Genomic DNA, 18,656 nt, shown 5'->3' with positions numbered 1-18,656 from the left:
ATATCTTATTACTATTTAATTTCAATCGCTGAAGTAATATCGTTCCAATCAGCAGCTAAATTAGCAGTTTTACCGTACCAATCAGCATGTTTAAATAAAACGCCTTTTCCATATCCTTGTGTTGAAGTGTGCTCCCAAAGTGTAGTTGAATAACTTGCAGAAGGTGACGCTGTACTTACAGAAGAAATTCTGTCATTCCAGCTAGATGGTAAGTTTTTAAAGCCGCTACTCCAGTAAATATATTGTCCACCTTTATCTTTATGTTCATAAAAATCAGTACTACCAGCACCGCTACCTAAAGGATTAATTTTATTTTTAATTGCTTTTTTATCCTTTTCAATATACGCATCTAATGTTTCACGGCTAGTAAAACCATAAGCTAGCCAATCTCCATTTTCATTTTGCTCTGGTAATACCATAGTAATTTGGATATCTTTCTTATCCTGCTCACTTAATTTTGCAAATGAATTAACATTTTGTTCATCCACTTTTAAATAATCAAATGACTTAATTGTGTTACTTTTTTCTTCAGCACTTACCGCACCTAGTCCTCCAGTTAGTGCAAAACCCGCTACTAATGTCCCTGCTACTAATTTCTTCAACATATAACCATCCCTTTTTGTTTGAATTTTTGTACAGGTGAATCTTGTACAGCTAAAATGTATTCTAATTTTATAATTTTATAAACATTCTGAAGTTTTAGAAATAATAGGCGGAATATTTACAGTTTTACATTTTTTCTTTAGAAAGAATGGTTATTGGAATGATATAATAAGTGGATATATTGTTTTTACTGGATGTAAAGATGTTTTAGGAGAGGTGTCATTGAAATATTTTACAAGAGATTGGTATAAAGAAATGCAAGTTTTAGAATTTGTAAGTTTTATAGATTCTATAAAAGAATGGTCGGAAATGGATATAGAAAGTTTAAAGGAGGAAATTGAGAAAAGGAAAATAGATTTATTAAAGTTCCTTCCTGAATCGATATACTCAATTATACAAAACATCACAACTAATTCAGAATACCCATCAGGTGAACTGAAAAAACGTATGCGAAAGTGGTCAACAGATTATGAGAAAAGAGTGGCACAATTAGATCAATCATACGTAGAATATTTTAATTCCATTGAGAAAAAACTTCCGTCAAATGTCGTTCAGTTACACAAGACATCATTACACGACAGTGTAATTAAAGTAGTAAAGAGAAAGTCAGAAGATACTTTGTCTATCGTATTAGATTGCAGTGGTACTTTTAGTGAATTTGATAAATTTGAAGTAACCTTTATAGGAGTAACAAAGTGTTCTATGCCGGAAAACTTTGAAAATGCTTGGTGGTTATATCATGAAATAGCTCTTACTGAAGATGGTTTTGAACTAGGTGTTTTATTCGACTGTCCATTTAGAGAAGTGACGATTTGTGCGACAGATGTATTACTTGTGAAGAAATAATTTTTTATGGAGCATTACAAACGTTTGACATAATAAAAAAATAAAGTTATTGTAGATATATGAAGTCTACAATAGGGGCTGTACTATGAAATATTCTAAAGCTACAAATTATGCTCTTCATACAATGCTTTTTCTGGCAAAGGCTACACCAAATAAGTTAGTTAGTGTTCACCAATTAGCAGAAATGCAAAATGTTTCACCAACGTACTTGTCTAAAATACTAACTAAGTTGACGAAGGAAGGGATGATACATTCATCATCTGGTCCAAAGGGCGGTTACTCGCTTAGTAAGAATTGGGAAGATATTTCATTTTTAGATATTATACATGCAATTGAAGGTAAAACATCATTGTTTGAATGTTGTTTACATGACAAACCTGGATGTTTAATTAATGAAGTAATGCTTGCAGCAGAAGAGAAAATGGAAGAAGAGTTACGAAATCAAAAAATCGTAGATCTTGCGAAAAAAATAAAAGTGGATTTTTAATCTGCTTTTATTTTTAAATTAATTAAGGATAAAAAGACTCTTTGATATCTTTAATTGTAGTTAGAAAATGATATGAAGAAGGAGAGAAGATGATGACTAAATTTTGGAATGATCGATATAAATCAGATGAATATTTTTACGGGGAAGAACCTAATACATTTATTAAAGAACAAGCATTTCGTTTAGCAAATCACAATAAAGTAATAGCTTTCGCGGAGGGAGAAGGTAGAAATGCTGTATTTCTAGCAAGACAAGGGAACGAAGTAATAGCTATTGATTATTCGGAAGATGGATTAGAGAAGACAAAAAAATTGGCAGAGAAGCATAACGTAAACGTGCATACAAAAAAAGTAGATTTATTAGCGGATAGTTTGCCAGAAAATGAATATGATGCAGCAATTATGGTATTTGGACATTTTCATGATGATTATAAAAAAATGATATTAGGTAAAATGATACAAACGATAAAGCCTGGTGGTTTAATTATGTTTGAAGTTTACTCAAAAAAACAAATAAACTATAGTACTGGTGGACCAAAAGATGTTGATATGCTGTATGATCCAATTGATATCCTTACTTGGTGTGAAGAACATAAGGTAATTCATTTCTTTAATGGCGAACAAGAGCGAATTGAAGGGAAAGGGCACACTGGTTTAGCTGATGTTATTCAAGTTGTTATTAGAAAATGAATATAAGTGTTAATGAAAGTTAAATGTATGAATGTAAAAGACCAGTCATGTAAGACTGGTCTTTCTATTTAGATACTAAATTATCAAGCTTCCAATATGTATCTGTTAACGGCGCTGCTTTGCTATCTATGTATAAATACATATTATTTAAATCTTTTGGTGAAGTTTTCAGTTCAAACACAATGTCAGTAGTTAAAGAGAATTCGTGTGGAACATTTTTATAGTGCTCGTCATCTATCGGATGAGCTTCACCTTCATATTTCTGACCAGTTTTTTCATCTTGTATGAAATATTTTATTTCCGAAAGATCAATAGTTTGTCCATCGTCTCGAACATTATTAATCATAACACGAGTAGTAAGGCGCCGCTCTTTGTCTATTTTTTCAAACTTTGCATTCTCAACTGTCGCTCTATAGTATTCATTTTTAACTATTTCTCCATAGTGCATTGCATTCTTTTCGAGAGCGCTCTTTTCTTGTTTTGATGTAGTATTGCTATTACATCCTGTCAATATTCCAGTAAATAATAATGCTGTACATGTCGTTTTGATTAATGATTTCATAGTAATCCCTTTCTGTGTTAAAAAGTAAAATATAGGAATAATTTTACATAAATAGGAAGGTGAATAAAAGTATTTTTGCGTAATATACAGATATATATTTATTTGGTTGTCAAGTTAACAGGATAGAAAGAGGGAGAAGACTGTATAAAACGGAATAAATAAGAATTGAAAATATTGTAAAACGGAAGAGGCATGCATATAATTAAAATAAAGTTTAAGTTTCTGAATCTTCAATAACGGTGGTGATAACATGTTTACTGAAGAACGTCGAGAGAAAATTTTAGAACTACTTAATACAGATGGAAGAGTAATCGCAAAGGATCTTGCGGAAAGATTTGATATGTCTATTGATTCTATAAGAAGAGATTTGTCTATTATGGAAAAGGATGGTTTATTAAAAAGAACGCACGGAGGTGCAATTGAACTTACGCGAGTGAGAAATTTAGCTGCGGAACCAGCTAAACGTTATAGTGATAGCTCAATATATGAGGACACAATTGCAAGAGTTGCGGTATCTTATATACAAGAAGGTGATTCAATTTTTATTGGTGGGGCTTCCGTTCATAATGCGATGCTGAAATATTTACCAGAAGTATCATTTACGGTTATTACGAATTCTATAGAAATAGCTGGTTATCTACGAGAATATAAGAATATTGATACGTATTTAATTGGCGGAAAAGTAAAACCTTCAGGGAATATTACTGATACATTTGCCTCTGAATTGATAAGTAGATTTTCTATTGATCTTTATTTCTCTACAGGTGGAGGCATTTCATTACAAGGTATTAGTACTGCAACACCTGAAGTTGCTTATTTTAGTAAAAGAGTAAGTGAAATTGCTAGAAGAAATATTTGTTTAGTTCCGCATAATAAACTTGGAATAGATTGTTTTATAAGAGGAGAGTCTCTAAAAGAAATTGACATTATTATAACTGACGAAGAGGCTAGTAAAGAAACTGTTCAGGACTTTGAGAAACAAGGTAAACAAGTTGTAATAGCGCCATTATATTCATTTGAAAGGAGTTTGACATGATTGTAAAAGAGCAAGAGTTTTATATAAATGGATTAACTTATACAATTCGTTCTGCAGCTGAGAAAGATGCTGAGCAGTTATCGAAAATTAGAGTTCAGATTGATGGAGAAACTGAAAATATGGATAGAGATGCTGGAGAGGGATTTATAGATGACCTAGGGTTTCAAAAAATAATAAAAACAGATAGTGAAGAAACGAAGAATCTCTTTTTAGTTGTAGAAGTGCACAATCGAATTGTTGGATTTTCAAGATGTGAAGGATCAAATTTTAAGAGATTATCTCATAAAGTGGAGTTTGGCGTTTGCATTTTAAAAGAGTTTTGGGGATATAGAATGGGGAAGAGCCTATTACAACAATCTATTAAATGGGCTGACGAAAATGCAGTGAATAAAATATCTTTACAAGTATTAGAGACAAACGAGAAAGCTATTCATCTTTATAAAAAATTAGGTTTTGAAGTAGAAGGCATTTTGAAAAATGACAAAAGACTATCGGATGGAAAGTATTATAATACGGTAGTGATGGGAAGATTTACTAATACTTTTCATGAAAGAGGTGAAGAAGTATGTTTTACAGAAGGAAGTACTATGTAGTGAAAAATGAATTTATAGAAGTATTTAATGATCATTTCAATAATACGAACTTACCTAATCAATTAAAGCATGGTTCTAGGCTAATAGGACGCTGGATGAAAGATAATAAGAATGGTACGTATGAAGTATTTGCCATATGGGAATATGATAGTTATGAACAGTATAATGAAATAGAATCGAAAATTAGAAGTGACGAGAGGCATATTAAAAGAATACATGAATGGTATGAAAACCATGGCGGGAAAGAATATGTTTTACAGGAGTACATAGTAGAGATGAAAAATGAAGAGTTAGTATGTACTGTAAAGTAACAGAGGGGTGAGGGATAATAGAAATTAAAACAAAATTATATTTTAGTTTAGCATCCGCTATTTTATTTGCAATAGCCGTGATTGTTTTCTTTATAAATGGTAATCCACAAAAGTGGTTTTGGTTATGTATTTTGTTTGCGTCCATTATACAAAATATAGTGCTACTAAAAAAGAATAAAGAAGTGCATTAGGATATTCAAATTATTAACATATTTGTGTCGTATTGCTAGTTGTATTGAAAACGCTTTTATTCAGTTTTATAATAAAAGTATGTTTTATAAATCTCCAAAACAATTAAAAGGGAGATGATACAATGTTAGCTTCACCGTTTTACTTACATGCATGGAAAAAGTTTGTTAATGAAGGTGTTCTTGATTCAAATCGCATAAATCAAAGAATTTCAGAATCGTGGCATCGATGTAAACAGGCTAATGTTAATCCTCACATGAATAAAGGTCAGAAAGTTTTGTCTTCTAATATTTTTCGAGAACAAAAGAAAAAGAGTGAAATTTTCCTTGATATAGCATTACCCCAAATACAAAATTTGAGAAAAACCATTGATGAACTACAAATGATGGCATTATTAATCGATCCAGATGGTTATGTTCTATCCTTAAGTGGAAATAAACAAACGTTAAAGCGAGCGAAACATATTAATTTTATTGAAGGTGTAAAATGGACGGAAGCAGCTGTGGGGACAAACGCAATAGGAACAGCGCTAGAAATTGAAGAAGCTATTATGATAAGTGGTACTGAACATTACTCCGTGGCATCTCATAGCTGGAGTTGTGCGGCTGCTCCCATTCATAACGATGACGGGAAATTAATTGGTATTCTAGATTTCTCCTGTCCAATTGAATTTTCACATCCATATATGCTCGGTATGGTAACTTCAATTGCACATGCGATTGAACGTGAATGTAGCATAAGAGTTCATCAAAATGAATTACACTTAATCCATCGTTTTTTAGATGTCATTGATAGTGATGAACAAGTAGTTATTTGTAATCATCGTGATGTTATCGTTTCTGCGAGTAAGAGCGTTCGGGAACGAGTAACTAATTGGTCAAGAATGAAACTTGAAGATTTAGTGCACCATGGATTGGAAACTAAATTAGAGATACCGGTATATAGTAATGAAAGAATGATCGGGAAATGTATGTATTTAAAGGAAAACAAACAAATGAATACATATTCTGCTTTCACATTTATAAAAGGAATTACTTTTCCAGGAGTTACCGGGACAAGCAAAGCATTTCAACACACACTAGAAGAAATTAAGCTTGTTTCACCGACTGATGCTAGTGTGTATGTATGTGGTGAGACAGGAGTAGGAAAGGAATATGTCGCGAGAGCGATTCATGAAAATAGTCCAAGAAAAGACGGGCCCTTTATAGCTGTTAATTGTGGTTCTTTGCCTAAAGAATTAATGGAAAGTGAATTGTTCGGTTATGCTGAAGGTGCGTTTACAGGTGCGCGACGTCAAGGGTATAAAGGGAAATTTGAACAAGCGAATGGAGGAACATTATTTTTAGATGAAATTGGTGAAGTACCACCAGAGATGCAAGTAGCCTTATTGCGTGTTTTACAAGAACGCACAATAACTCCAATAGGAAGTTCAAAAGAGGTACCAGTAAATATTCGTATTATTACTGCCACACATAAAGATTTACTAAGGTTAGTAGAAGAAGGGAAATTCCGTCAAGATTTATATTATCGTTTACATGTTTATCCACTATATGTTCCATCGTTAATAGAAAGAAAAGAGGATATTCCATATTTTATACAACACTTTTGCGAACGGAAGAATTGGAATGTTGTATTTCCGAAGAGTATTTGTAATCAATTTTTACAACATACATGGCCCGGAAATATTCGAGAACTAGTAAATGCATTAGAACGCATTTACATTTTGTCGCAAGGACGGGAAATATGCGAAAAACAAGTCGCTTTTTTGATACAAACAATGATGGGAAATCAACAACAACTTGAGTTACAAGTTGAAAATAAAACCGAACATACATTGAATTTTCGCGAAAAAATACAGCGTGATAGCATGATTGAAGCATTACAAAAGACAAACGGAAATGTTTCATTAGCTGCAAAACTATTAGATGTACCCCGTAGTACATTTTATAAACGAATGCAAAAATATAAGTTATAAAGTAGATTTTTGTAATCTACTTTTTCTTTGTGGGCTCATGTTCTGTCGGAATGTGCGCTTACCGGGGAAATAATAGAATTGTTAGAAGGGAAATTTCCTAATGGGGGTTAGTGTGTGAAGTACATTGAAATTGGAATCGGGAATAGGTGGTTCGTTCGAACGGAAACTGAAAATAAAGATGGAACTGAATTTGAAGAACGAGGAATTATAAAACCTATTTATTTTGAGTCTTTATACATACGTATTTGGTTTCGGAAAACTTGTTTTATTTTTGATACGAAAGAGGGGTTTAAGAAAGATAAGAAGAGGAGGGTTGAATATAAATTTATAGTTGGAATTGTAAGTAGACTGGATAAAGAAGAAGTGGGCTAACATACGTAGTTATATTGGACAGGAAATTCTTTTGACTTATATCAAACTCATAAAAAGTAATTTTACTAAATATAAATTGTTAATAAAACCACTAAGGAAACTTAGTGGCTTCTTTTTTTATAGGAAGGATTTTCATATGAATAGGATCTTAACGATTGTACTTGCAATTATTGTAATGGGGTATTCCATTTATAGTTGGAATGCTGTTTCGGAACAGAGTATGCTAATTTTACAAACGCTTATAGGGATTATGTTAGTTAGTTTAGGAGTGCAAAATTTTTTAAAAAAAGAAAATAAAAGTATGGACATCGCTTGACTACTCGTTGCATTATATTTAATTGTTGTATTGTTAGTAAAACATTTTGCATGAATAAGTATTTAAATTATTTATTCATGATTTTCTTATTACGAAAAACATTCTCGCAATAAAAGTTAAAATTCCACTTGTATTTCACTATATAAAATATGGCATAATGATTTAGTTAAATAGAAATGGATAGGGTATTTGAGAGGGGCAGTATAATGAGTTTTGCAATTGAAATAGTAATAAAAGCACCAATGGATATTGTATGTGACTATATAATAGAAGATGAAAAAATAAAAGAATGGAATACGTTTATAATAGAAAATCGCTATCCTTCAAATATGGATAAAGAGAATCCACGTGTAGGAGATAAATATATTACTGTTCAAAAAGTCGGTAAGAAAATATTCGAGGCAGAAGTAGAAATTCTTGAATACGATACACCGCATATTATTTCACTTGGTAGTGAAATGAAGCAAGGATATTCAGCAATGACTTATATGTTAGAAGAAGATGAGGAAGGTACAGCACTAACATTAATTTCAGAATATGAACCTAGTAATTTTTATTATAAAATGATGTATAAGTTAACAGGTTGGATTTCACGAGGTTTAACTATGGAACAAATGGAACGTCTAGCAGAATGTATAGAAGCTGCTTATCATAAAGAAGATTAATATTAAAATATATTAAGGTAAAAGCGTTACTCAATCTCATGAGTAACGCTTTTACTGTTTGAAGATTTTTCATTGAAAATCTCAATAGCTCTTTCATATATTTCTTTATCAACACAAAATCTTTCTGTTATCCAATAATTAAGTTCAGAAGATGTAATGATTTGTTCTCTTTTCTTACCTTGGAAATATCGTTTTAAAACATTATCATTAATAGAAGTTGGAATACCATCGATATAACCGGAAATCTGAATTTTCTTTAATACAGGAGATGTATGCCAATCGTTAGACTTTTTAACGAATTCTTTCATACTTGATAAATGTATTGGATCTGTATGTAAGATTTTTGCTGGACCTGGATTTCTAGCAATTTTAATCCTATTATTTGAGACTTCATAAGTGAAAGTTTCTCTTACATTACTTACTTGAAATGATTCATAAAGTGGGTAAGCTTGGAATAAAGGTGCACAATAACCAACATCAACATAATAAGGTTGGTCTAAGTTAACCCGTAAGCATAAATGTCCGGGATCCATATACATATAATGAATATTAAAACCAAGATTTGATAATAACCAATGGAATCCAATTGAGTGCGTCCAACAAGTACCCCCGAGACCTTTTGTTGTAATACGGTTTATGTATGTCTCAATGGAAGGAAAATAATTACCTGTTTCATTACCCTTTTCCCAGTCAATTATTTTAGTAAGGGTTTCCCATTTTATTTTTTCTTGATGAGCTTTAATAAGCTCATTTAAAAACTTTAAGCTAGTAGGCTGTTTTGTCGTACCTAAAAATGATAGAAAGCTATTTACTAGTTGTACTGGGGTCATTTTCTTATCCTTTCTATATAGAAATTGCTATTGGTATTATTATACAATAGGTGTCAGAAAATACAGTTGTTTATTATTGGGGTGGGAGAGAATTATATGTCGATGTCGCTATATTATAAAAAAATCCGTGAGCAATTAGGCTATGAACTAATATTCATGCCAAGTGTAGCTGCAGTTATTAAAAACGAGCAGGGAGAAATCTTATTTCAATATCCTGGCGGAGAATATTGGAGTTTGCCGGCTGGAGCAATTGAACCTGGGGAAACTCCAGAAGAAGCAGTAATTCGGGAAGTATGGGAAGAAACAGGATTGAAAGTACGAGTAAAAAAACAAAAAGGGGTATTTGGAGGGGAAAGGTTCCGCCATATATATCCGAATGGCGATCAAGTAGAATATATTGTTGTTGTGTTTGAATGTGAAATTACTAGTGGAAAACTGAAATCGATAGATGGTGAATCTTTAAAACTACAATATTTCTCATTTTCTGAAAAGCCTACTTTAGCGCTACCATACCCAGATAATATATTTTTATAGATGTAAAATAACACACCTTACTTATTGAAGGTGTGCTATTTATATAACCCGGTTGTATACATCTCCGTTAACGTATACACAATTTCCTCTAAGTTAATCTTTTTATCATTTTGCGTAATAGTCCAAAGAAACGATTCATTCATCGCGAACCAACCGCGTGCTACAATCTCTTTATTTAAATTAGGTTGTGCTAATCTACTTTCTTGAGAGTAAGTAATATCCTGTTTAATACTTGTTATAAAACGTTCCCGAATCTCATCCCATTTTTGCCGTATTTCTCTTGATAATCCTATCGCTTCCTCTACAACTTGCAAAATAGCGCGTTCTGCATCTGCTAATTGCAGGAATGCTCTAACTTGATTTTGGATCATTATACGTGCTTCCTCTTTTGTTTGTGGAGAAAAAGAGCGCTCAGCAATATTATAAAATTGATTCATAACATCTTCCATTAAACTAATTAGGAGATCATCTTTGTTTTTGAAGTATACATATGCTGTTCCATAACCAGTTTCTGCATGTTTAATAATTTGTGTAATTGTCGTTTTTTGAAATCCATTATTTATAAAAATAGTGTAACCAGAGTGTAATAGTTTCTTCTTCGTTTCTAAGGAGCGGTGTTTTCTTGATGAAAGAGTAGAGTTTTTCAAAGAATCACCTCTTTATACTGAAATATCTGAAAATATAACTGTATTGTAAAAGAAGTTCATATATAAAGTCAACTGACATAATATCATTGACGTTGTATCAATTAAGGTGATATATTTCAATTAGTTAGAATAAAAAGAAAATTAAGAGAAGGTGACACCATGTATAAAGAACCATTTCAACCAACTTATGAGTATGCGCTTGAATGTGATAAACATGATGAACTGAAAGATTTTCAAACTGAATTCTATAAAAAAGAAGGTACTATATATTTAGATGGAAACTCATTAGGGCTACTTTCAAAAAGAGCAGAGAAATCATTACTTACGTTGCTAGATTCGTGGAAAGAGTATGGCATTGACGGCTGGACAGAAGGTGAGCACCCGTGGTTTTTCCTTTCAGAGAAATTAGGTAAACTTACAGCCCCTCTTATTGGTGCTTTACCGGAAGAAACTATTGTAACCGGTTCTACAACTACAAATATACATCAAGTTATTGCGACGTTTTACGAACCAAAAGGAATACGTACAAAAATACTTGCGGATGAATTAACTTTCCCATCAGATATTTATGCACTTCAAAGTCAAATTCGTTTAAAAGGATTAGATCCAGAGGAGCATTTAGTAAGAGTGAAAAGCCGAGATGGTAGAACACTTTCTGAAGAAGATATTATTTATGCGATGGAAGATGATATCGCTTTAATTTTATTACCTTCTGTTTTATATAGAAGTGGTCAAATTCTGGATATGAAACGTTTAACAACGGAAGCTCATAAACGCGGCATTCATATCGGATTTGATTTATGCCATTCAATAGGATCTATTCCGCATCATTTCAAAGATTGGGATGTCGATTTTGCTGTTTGGTGCAATTATAAATATTTAAATGCAGGACCGGGTGGCGTTGCAGGAATTTATGTGAATAATAAACATTTTAATAGACTACCAGGGTTGTCTGGATGGTTTAGTTCTAGAAAAGATAAGCAGTTTGATATGGAGCATACATTAACAGCTGCTGATCATGCAGGTGCTTATCAAATTGGTACGCCGCACGTTTTAAGTACAGCACCATTAATTGGTTCACTTGAAATTTTCAAAGATGCTGGTATTGAACGTTTACGTGAAAAATCTTTACATATTACGAGATACATGCTGAATTTAATTGGACATGAATTAAAAGATTTCGAATTTACAATTGGAAATCCATTAGAGGATGAAAAACGAGGCGGGCACATTTATTTAGAGCATGCAGAAGCAGCACGTATATGTAAAGCACTAAAAGCAAATGGAGTAATTCCAGATTTTAGAGCGCCAAATGGGGTGAGACTGGCGCCGGTCGCTTTATATAACACATACGAAGAAGTGTGGAAATCTGTACAAATATTAAAGAAAATTATGAAAAATGAAGAGTATAAGCAGTTTGAAAATAAGCGAGAGGTTGTGGCATAAATATGAAAACATCAGAGTGGATTGATATTTCACAACCGCTAAATAATAATATTGCAACGTGGCCAGGAGACACACCGTTCTCGTATGAAGTTTCATGGTCAAAAGAAGAAAGTGGCTCAGTAAATGTCGGAAAGTTAACGATGAGTATTCATACAGGCACTCATATTGATGCACCATTTCATTTTGATAATGATGGAAAGAAAGTATTGGATTTAGATGTTCAAGTTTATGTTGGCCCAGCACGGATTATTGACGTTTCTAATCTTGAAAGCATCGGGAAAAAGGAATTAGAAAGCTTTCATTTAGAAGGTGTAGAACGATTATTATTACGTACATCTTCACATGGAAAAGCTGAAGAATTTCCAGAGGTGATCCCTCATTTACGTGCAGACATAGCGTCGTTTCTTTCAGAGAAAGGTATTCGTTTAATCGGAGTAGATGTACCATCAGTTGATCCGCTAGATGATAAAGAATTAGCAGCGCATCATCAATTATTTAAACATGGAATTCATATTTTAGAAAATGTCGTACTAGATCATGTAGCAGACGGTGATTATGAACTTATTGCATTACCACTTGCATTAACTGATGCAGATGGAAGTCCAGTTCGAGCCGTTATTAGACCAATATAAGTAGAATCATATAAAAGGGGCGTTTGGCTAATATGAAAGAAAATGAAAAAGTAATTATGGAAAAAGGGATTCATACGGATTTTAAAGAGAATATGACGTATGGGGAGTATTTACAATTAGATAGTTTACTATCTTCTCAAAAAAGATTATCGGACCATCATGATGAAATGTTATTTATCGTTATTCACCAAGCAAGTGAGCTTTGGATGAAGCTCATTTTACATGAGCTAAATGCGGCGATTGAATCTATTAAACAAGATAAATTACAACCAGCTTTTAAAATGTTAGCACGTGTATCAAAAATTCAGTCTCAAATTATTCAATCTTGGGATATTCTTGCGACATTAACACCATCAGAATATATTGAGTTTCGTGATTCACTCGGTCAAGCTTCAGGTTTTCAATCGTATCAATATCGTATGATTGAGTATGCACTTGGCTATAAAACGCCACACGCATTAAAAATTTATGAAAAGGATCCAGAATTACATGCACGACTTCATAAAGCGCTACATGCACCAAGTCTATATGATGTCGCGATTCAAGCATTAGTAAAAGAAGGATTCCCTATTCATAAAGATGTGTTAAACCGTGATATTACGCAGCCTTATGAAGAAGATGCAACAGTAGAAGCAGCATGGTTGGAAGTGTATGCGGATGTGAAAAAATATTGGAATTTATATCAGCTTGCTGAAAAATTGATTGATATTGAAGACTGGCTACAACAATGGCGTTTCCGTCATATGAAAACAGTAGAAAGAATTATTGGACATAAAATGGGTACAGGTGGATCCTCCGGTGTTTCTTATTTAAAGCGAGTACTTGATCAACAATTCTTCCCAGAGCTTTGGAATGTTCGTACGAAATTATAAAAATAAACCTGTCAGTTCATTATGGCTGACAGGTTTATTTTTATTTGAGCACAATTATGTTTAAAATGAAGGAACAAGATATAATAAATGGAGTAACTATTTAAATGGAGGTAAAGTTTTTGGATTTCAAGCAACTAGAAAATAAATTCGAAAAGAAAAAAGTGAATACATTTCTTGTTTATCAAAAAGGGGAATTAACAACGGAGTATTATAAAACACCCGAATGTGCAAATAACTTATATAAAATAAATTCGATTACAAAAAGTATCGTATCTTTATTAATTGGTATTGCAATTGATAAGGGCTATATAAATGATATACATACATCAATTACAGAGTGGATTGAAAATGTACCTGGGGAAAAACATGATTTAACGCTATATCACTTATTAACAATGACTACTGGTGAGGACTGGAAAGAGTTTGGGAATGGAGTAGTATTCCCAAATGACTTTGTAGAATCAGAGAACTGGGTACAGTACATATTAGAAAAGCCAATAATTGAAGAACCTGCTACAAAAATGAATTATAATTCAGGTTCTTCTCATTTACTGAGCTATATTATTCAAGAAGCTACTGGAATGTCGACAGAGCGGTTTGCAAAGAAATATTTATTTGATCCATTAAAAATTAACGAATACGAGTGGCAACAAGATCCGCAGGGTATATATGTAGGTGGCTTCGGTATGAAAATGAAATCTACCGATTTATTAAAATTAGGAAAATTATGTTTGCAAAATGGATATTGGAATGAAAAAGAAATTGTATCAGCGAAATGGTTAGAAGAATCAAGTAGGGCGCAATTTGAAACATATGAACATGTCGGCGCATATGGATATCACTGGTGGGTATTACATAACGAAAGATTTCACATACCGTATTGTATATATTTCGCTATGGGATACGGCGGACAATACATCGTTATCATTCCTCAGTTAGAAATAGTAGCTATTATAAGTAGTCATATGCCAAAACGTGGGCTCGTTCCGTTAAAATTATTTATTGAGCATGTACAGGGAAATTCTAATTATATATAAGAAAAGGAGGGAATGTATGAAGGATGAAAAAATTTTATCTTTATTTAGATTCTGTTTAAGTCTTCTAGTATGTAGCGCCATTATTACGCAATTCATAATTAGGGCACAAGTGAAACCGTTTAATCCAGTTAACTTTTTTAGTTTCTTTACGATCGAAAGTAACATTTTAGTTGCATGTATTCTCCTTTTAAGCAGTATCGGAACAGCTACATTTGGTCGCTCAGAACAGTTTAGTATACTTCGTGGTGCAGCAACGGTATACATACTTACGACTGGACTCATTTATTTTTTATTATTAAGAGGGTTAGAAGAATCACTTCAAACGGCAATACCATGGGTAAATACGGTGTTACATTATATCATGCCAATTGCTATGCTTTTAGATTGGATATTAAATCCACCAAATAAGAAAATCGCTTGGAAACAAGCTTCAAGTTGGCTCTTATTCCCGTTTTTTTACGTTGTATATAGCTTAATTCGTGGTCCAATCGTGAATTGGTATCCTTATCCATTTTTAGATCCGAGAATAGGTGGATATGGTAGAGTACTTTTATACAGTATAGGGATAGCAGTTGTAATTGGCACTATTTGTATATTGGTAAGATTTTTAGGGAATCGATATTTTAGAAAAGAATTTTAGAAATGAAAGAAACCCGGCTGTTATGAATCTAAATAGCCGGGTTTCTTTCATTTTATCTACTCGTCTTCTGAAACGACATTTTAATAAATTTCTCCGTCTTCGTTTCAAATTCCACATCAACAAAAACACCATATTCTTTTCCGTCTTCACGTAGCCACAATTTGAATTTTTCAACTGTTATTTGAACGGTTTTTGGTTTTCTACCTATATGAAGGTAATCAATAATCTCTGCTTTTGGGTACTGTTCTTTCGTTTTCTCTACAGCAAGCTTACCCCATTTTGCATACGGCGGCTGCGCCTGAACAATTGATGAGCCTGTATATACATTTGAACATGTTGTTAGGAACAGAAGGACGAGTGCGACACGCTTTAACAAATTCTTCATGATGAACTCCTTTTATCCTTTTTTTATATTGTTTACATTTTCTTTCTACGATATTAGTTTGGATTTTTTGTCTTCTTTACATAAAAGCGAGGCTTTTACAAAACATAACCAAGAAATCATTTACATAATTAAGGAGGGAAAATTATGCGCCAAAAAGCTATGTTTAAAATAGCGGTTTTACTTGCGTTCATAGGACTGTCTTTAATGGTCAGTAGTATACAACTAAAGAATGTAGAAGCATTTTCTAATCAAGTCATTCAAAGAGGAGCATCGGGCGAAGATGTCATTGAACTGCAATCTCGTTTAAAATATAACGGATTTTATACGGGAAAAGTAGATGGTGTTTTCGGATGGGGTACATATTGGGCACTTCGGAATTTTCAGGAGAAATTTGGATTACCCGTTGATGGTTTAGCTGGAGCTAAAACGAAGCAAATGCTCGTGAAGGCAACGAAGTATGACAAATCAACTGCTAATAAAGGAACGACAACGAATAAAGGAAATAGTGGTGGCACTGCACAAGAGAATAAACCACCTCAAAATAAAGGGACAAATGTTCCGAACGGTTATTCTCAAAATGATATTCAGCTGATGGCAAACGCAGTATACGGAGAATCACGTGGTGAACCGTATTTAGGACAAGTTGCAGTAGCTGCTGTTATTTTGAACCGTGTTACAAGTGCGTCATTCCCAAATACTGTTTCAGGTGTAATCTTTGAACCTAGAGCATTTACAGCGGTAGCCGATGGACAAATATATTTAACACCAAATGAAACAGCAAAAAAAGCAGTTTTAGATGCGATTAACGGATGGGATCCAACAGGAAATGCTTTATATTATTTCAATCCAGATACTGCGACTAGTAAATGGATTTGGACTCGTCCACAAATTAAAAAAATCGGTAAACATATTTTCTGTAAATAGAGCGGAGGTGGGACAATGTTACGAGGTATTATCATTGTATTATTAACAGTCGGTGTAGTAGGAACAGGCTATTGGGGCTATAAAGAGCACCAAGAGAAAAATGCGGTTTTAATTCGAGCGGAAAATAGCTATCAACGTGCATTCCATGATTTAGCATACGAAGTCGATTTATTACACGATAAAATTGGCACAACACTTGCGATGAATTCACGATCATCTTTATCACCTGCATTAGCGGATGTATGGCGTTTAACATCTGAAGCTCGCTCAGATGTAGGACAACTACCTTTAACATTAATGCCATTTAATAAAACGGAAGAATTTTTAGCGAATATCGGTGATTTCAGTTACCGTGCAGCCATTCGTGATTTAGAAAAAGAGCCGTTAAATGAGCAAGAATATAAAACGCTACAAACTTTATATTCAAATGCAGGAAATATACAAGATGAACTAAGAAAAGTACAACATCTTGTTTTGAAAAATAATTTACGCTGGATGGATGTAGAAATGGCACTTGCATCAAATCGCGATCCAGCAGATAACACAATTATTGATGGATTGAAAACTGTAGAGAAAAACGTAACATCATATTCTTCTACAAACTTCGGACCGACCTTTACAAGTGCGCAAAAAAATAAAAAAGGCGGATTTGAAGCGGAAGGAAAGGCAATTTCTAAAGATGAAGCGGCGAAAATTGCCAAATCGTTTTTGAATTTAAAAGGAAATGAAAAAGTAGATGTAGAGAAAAGTGGAAAAGGTGCGAAAGAATCCTTCTATAGTGTGAAAATTAAAGATGAAGCAACGAACAATGAGTTCTATATGGATATTACCGGAAAAGGCGGATATCCAATTTGGGTTATGAATAACCGCGAAATTAAAGAACAGAAAGTTAGTTTAAACGATGCAGGTAGTAAAGGTTTAAAATTTTTAAAGGAACATAAGTTTAATAATATGGAGCTTTATGATAGCTCTCAATATGATAATGTTGGTGTATTTACGTATGTAGTAAATGAAAATGGAGTACGAATTTATCCAGAAGCAATCCAAATGAAAATTGCTTTAGATGATGGTTCTATCGTTGGGTTCTCCGCAAAAGAATACTTAGCGTCACATCAAAAGCGAACAGTTCCATCGGCAAAGCTAACTGCAGCAGAAGCAAGAAAGAAAATCAATCCGGATGTAAAAGTCATGGAAGAACGTAAAGCTTTAGTAGTCAATGATTTGCATAATGAAGTGCTTTGCTATGAATTTGTAGGCACTTTAGGAAAAGATACGTACCAAATATTCATTAATGCTAATAGCGGGGCCGAGGAAAAGGTAAAGAAAATGCAAGCTGTTGAAAAAATTTATGATTAAACCTTAATAGTGAAGTGGTGAAAATAATGAAAACTCTAATATATATATTGATGCTTTGCTTCGTTATAACTGGATGCAGTATTGGAAAAAAAGACAATCCAAACGAAAAGCCGGAACAAAAAAATGTTTCAATGAAAAATGTTAATTATACGAATAAATCAAATAAGCCAAATGAAAAAGCAGCAGATCATTTAGCATCTTTAGCAGCAAGTGTGCCAGGTGTGAATGATGCAACAGCGGTCGTTGTTGGAAAATATGCTATTGTAGGTATTGATGTAAAAGCAAAACTTGATCGAACTCGAGTTGAATCAATTAAATACTCTGTTGCAGAAAGTTTAAAAAATGACCCTGACGGTGCTAATGCAGTCGTTGTAGCAGATGTTGATACGTATGAACGCCTCAAACAAATCGGAAAGCAAATTAAAAAAGGAAAAACAGGTGAAGGTATACTAGATGAATTAGCCGCTATTGTGGGCCGAGTAATGCCACAAGTTCCAAATGATATGATAGAAAATAGAGAAACGAATCCAATTAAAGATAATGATAAACAATTACCAAAAGATGAAGAACAAGAGTTAAGAAAAGAACAGGATGATCAATCAAATAATCATTTGAATAAATGAAATTAGCCTCGTACTTAATTGTACGAGGTTTTTAAATATAATATTAAATATTCAGTTTATTTTTAAGGGAATATATGGTTTAATTA

The 18,656-nt window shown here is 33.1% G+C and carries 24 protein-coding genes; 19 read left to right on the top strand and 5 right to left on the bottom strand.

The window, feature by feature from the left end; translation table 11 throughout:
- Positions 1-11: 11 nt before the first annotated feature.
- Entirely contained in the window at positions 12-605 is a 594-nt protein-coding gene (locus V7S45_RS13585; RefSeq protein ID WP_000914443.1) for a hypothetical protein, read from the bottom strand.
- 220 nt (positions 606-825) lie between these two features.
- On the opposite strand from V7S45_RS13585, the gene V7S45_RS13580 reads away from it, so the two are divergent.
- The 3 genes from V7S45_RS13580 to V7S45_RS13570 all read left to right on the top strand — a co-directional run bounded on the left by V7S45_RS13580 (position 826) and on the right by V7S45_RS13570 (position 2,625).
- Positions 826-1,449: a DUF4085 domain-containing protein gene (locus V7S45_RS13580; protein WP_025687592.1), complete on the top strand. Its 624-nt coding sequence runs from the start codon at positions 826-828 to the stop codon at positions 1,447-1,449.
- An 85-nt stretch (positions 1,450-1,534) separates the two neighbouring features.
- The gene (locus V7S45_RS13575; RefSeq protein ID WP_000877650.1) at positions 1,535-1,936 is read left to right on the top strand and encodes an Rrf2 family transcriptional regulator; all 402 of its coding nucleotides are present in this window, start codon (positions 1,535-1,537) and stop codon (positions 1,934-1,936) included.
- Between the two features lie 89 nt (positions 1,937-2,025).
- Positions 2,026-2,625, top strand: a complete 600-nt coding sequence (locus V7S45_RS13570) for a class I SAM-dependent methyltransferase (protein WP_025687591.1) — start codon at positions 2,026-2,028, stop codon at positions 2,623-2,625.
- A 64-nt stretch (positions 2,626-2,689) separates the two neighbouring features.
- On the opposite strand, the gene V7S45_RS13565 is transcribed toward V7S45_RS13570, so the two are convergent.
- Positions 2,690-3,187, bottom strand: a complete 498-nt coding sequence (locus V7S45_RS13565) for a hypothetical protein (RefSeq protein ID WP_000838468.1) — start codon at positions 3,185-3,187, stop codon at positions 2,690-2,692.
- 250 nt (positions 3,188-3,437) lie between these two features.
- On the opposite strand from V7S45_RS13565, the gene V7S45_RS13560 reads away from it, so the two are divergent.
- From V7S45_RS13560 to V7S45_RS13530, 7 genes are all read left to right on the top strand, one after another.
- Positions 3,438-4,223 (top strand): DeoR/GlpR family DNA-binding transcription regulator, encoded by a 786-nt coding sequence (locus tag V7S45_RS13560; protein ID WP_342761909.1) that lies wholly within the window; start codon positions 3,438-3,440, stop codon positions 4,221-4,223.
- On the top strand, positions 4,220-4,816 hold the full coding sequence (locus V7S45_RS13555) for a GNAT family N-acetyltransferase (protein ID WP_025687590.1): 597 nt from the start codon (positions 4,220-4,222) through the stop codon (positions 4,814-4,816). The genes V7S45_RS13560 and V7S45_RS13555 overlap by 4 nt, the downstream gene beginning before the upstream one ends.
- Positions 4,789-5,127, top strand: a complete 339-nt coding sequence (locus tag V7S45_RS13550) for an NIPSNAP family protein (protein WP_025687589.1) — start codon at positions 4,789-4,791, stop codon at positions 5,125-5,127. Before V7S45_RS13555 ends, V7S45_RS13550 begins: the two co-directional genes overlap by 28 nt.
- Positions 5,128-5,440: 313 nt before the next feature.
- Positions 5,441-7,291, top strand: coding sequence for a sigma-54-dependent Fis family transcriptional regulator (locus tag V7S45_RS13545; protein ID WP_098679153.1), 1,851 nt, complete (start codon positions 5,441-5,443; stop codon positions 7,289-7,291).
- Positions 7,292-7,405: 114 nt separating this feature from the next.
- Positions 7,406-7,663: a DUF3977 family protein gene (locus V7S45_RS13540; protein ID WP_000873841.1), complete on the top strand. Its 258-nt coding sequence runs from the start codon at positions 7,406-7,408 to the stop codon at positions 7,661-7,663.
- 136 nt (positions 7,664-7,799) lie between these two features.
- Positions 7,800-7,979 carry a DUF3953 domain-containing protein gene (locus tag V7S45_RS13535; protein ID WP_342761908.1) on the top strand — a complete coding sequence of 60 codons (180 nt, stop codon included), beginning with the start codon at positions 7,800-7,802 and terminating at the stop codon, positions 7,977-7,979.
- Between the two features lie 206 nt (positions 7,980-8,185).
- Positions 8,186-8,644 (top strand): SRPBCC family protein, encoded by a 459-nt coding sequence (locus V7S45_RS13530; RefSeq protein ID WP_342761907.1) that lies wholly within the window; start codon positions 8,186-8,188, stop codon positions 8,642-8,644.
- Positions 8,645-8,670: 26 nt separating this feature from the next.
- Here V7S45_RS13530 and V7S45_RS13525 read toward each other — a convergent pair whose 3' ends face one another.
- Positions 8,671-9,474 (bottom strand): hypothetical protein, encoded by an 804-nt coding sequence (locus tag V7S45_RS13525; protein ID WP_342761906.1) that lies wholly within the window; start codon positions 9,472-9,474, stop codon positions 8,671-8,673.
- 96 nt (positions 9,475-9,570) lie between these two features.
- Between V7S45_RS13525 and V7S45_RS13520 the strand changes: the two genes are divergently transcribed.
- Positions 9,571-10,008: an NUDIX domain-containing protein gene (locus V7S45_RS13520; RefSeq protein WP_342761905.1), complete on the top strand. Its 438-nt coding sequence runs from the start codon at positions 9,571-9,573 to the stop codon at positions 10,006-10,008.
- Between the two features lie 35 nt (positions 10,009-10,043).
- On the opposite strand, the gene V7S45_RS13515 is transcribed toward V7S45_RS13520, so the two are convergent.
- A complete protein-coding gene (locus tag V7S45_RS13515; protein ID WP_063245486.1) occupies positions 10,044-10,655 on the bottom strand; it encodes a TetR/AcrR family transcriptional regulator in 612 nt (203 codons plus the stop codon).
- A 159-nt stretch (positions 10,656-10,814) separates the two neighbouring features.
- Between V7S45_RS13515 and kynU the strand changes: the two genes are divergently transcribed.
- The 5 genes from kynU to V7S45_RS13490 all read left to right on the top strand — a co-directional run bounded on the left by kynU (position 10,815) and on the right by V7S45_RS13490 (position 15,282).
- Complete coding sequence (kynU, locus tag V7S45_RS13510; RefSeq protein WP_000276302.1) at positions 10,815-12,101, top strand: kynureninase; 1,287 nt, start codon at positions 10,815-10,817, stop codon at positions 12,099-12,101.
- Between the two features lie 2 nt (positions 12,102-12,103).
- Positions 12,104-12,733: an arylformamidase gene (kynB, locus tag V7S45_RS13505; protein ID WP_000858074.1), complete on the top strand. Its 630-nt coding sequence runs from the start codon at positions 12,104-12,106 to the stop codon at positions 12,731-12,733.
- A gap of 32 nt (positions 12,734-12,765) precedes the next feature.
- On the top strand, positions 12,766-13,605 hold the full coding sequence (gene kynA, locus V7S45_RS13500; protein WP_000661957.1) for a tryptophan 2,3-dioxygenase: 840 nt from the start codon (positions 12,766-12,768) through the stop codon (positions 13,603-13,605).
- 119 nt (positions 13,606-13,724) lie between these two features.
- Positions 13,725-14,642, top strand: a complete 918-nt coding sequence (locus tag V7S45_RS13495) for a serine hydrolase (protein ID WP_259592219.1) — start codon at positions 13,725-13,727, stop codon at positions 14,640-14,642.
- A 16-nt stretch (positions 14,643-14,658) separates the two neighbouring features.
- Positions 14,659-15,282 carry a Pr6Pr family membrane protein gene (locus tag V7S45_RS13490; RefSeq protein WP_259592221.1) on the top strand — a complete coding sequence of 208 codons (624 nt, stop codon included), beginning with the start codon at positions 14,659-14,661 and terminating at the stop codon, positions 15,280-15,282.
- A gap of 52 nt (positions 15,283-15,334) precedes the next feature.
- Here V7S45_RS13490 and V7S45_RS13485 read toward each other — a convergent pair whose 3' ends face one another.
- Positions 15,335-15,667, bottom strand: a complete 333-nt coding sequence (locus V7S45_RS13485) for a DUF3889 domain-containing protein (RefSeq protein WP_000793375.1) — start codon at positions 15,665-15,667, stop codon at positions 15,335-15,337.
- A gap of 144 nt (positions 15,668-15,811) precedes the next feature.
- Here V7S45_RS13485 and sleB point away from each other — a divergent pair, with 144 nt between their 5' ends.
- Genes sleB through V7S45_RS13470 form a run of 3 tightly spaced genes read left to right on the top strand, consistent with a single transcriptional unit; the run spans position 15,812 to position 18,570 of the window.
- On the top strand, positions 15,812-16,591 hold the full coding sequence (gene sleB / locus V7S45_RS13480) for a spore cortex-lytic enzyme (protein ID WP_001249063.1): 780 nt from the start codon (positions 15,812-15,814) through the stop codon (positions 16,589-16,591).
- Positions 16,592-16,606: 15 nt separating this feature from the next.
- Positions 16,607-17,947 carry a germination protein YpeB gene (gene ypeB, locus V7S45_RS13475; protein ID WP_342761904.1) on the top strand — a complete coding sequence of 447 codons (1,341 nt, stop codon included), beginning with the start codon at positions 16,607-16,609 and terminating at the stop codon, positions 17,945-17,947.
- Positions 17,948-17,973: 26 nt separating this feature from the next.
- Positions 17,974-18,570 (top strand): YhcN/YlaJ family sporulation lipoprotein, encoded by a 597-nt coding sequence (locus V7S45_RS13470; protein ID WP_000854053.1) that lies wholly within the window; start codon positions 17,974-17,976, stop codon positions 18,568-18,570.
- Positions 18,571-18,656 lie beyond the last annotated feature (86 nt).

The organism is Bacillus sp. BR3(2024) (genome assembly GCF_039134555.1).
GTDB lineage: Bacteria > Bacillota > Bacilli > Bacillales > Bacillaceae_G > Bacillus_A > Bacillus_A cereus.
Note: the sequence above shows the minus strand (reverse complement) of the source record. Positions and strands in the feature narration are given on the sequence as shown.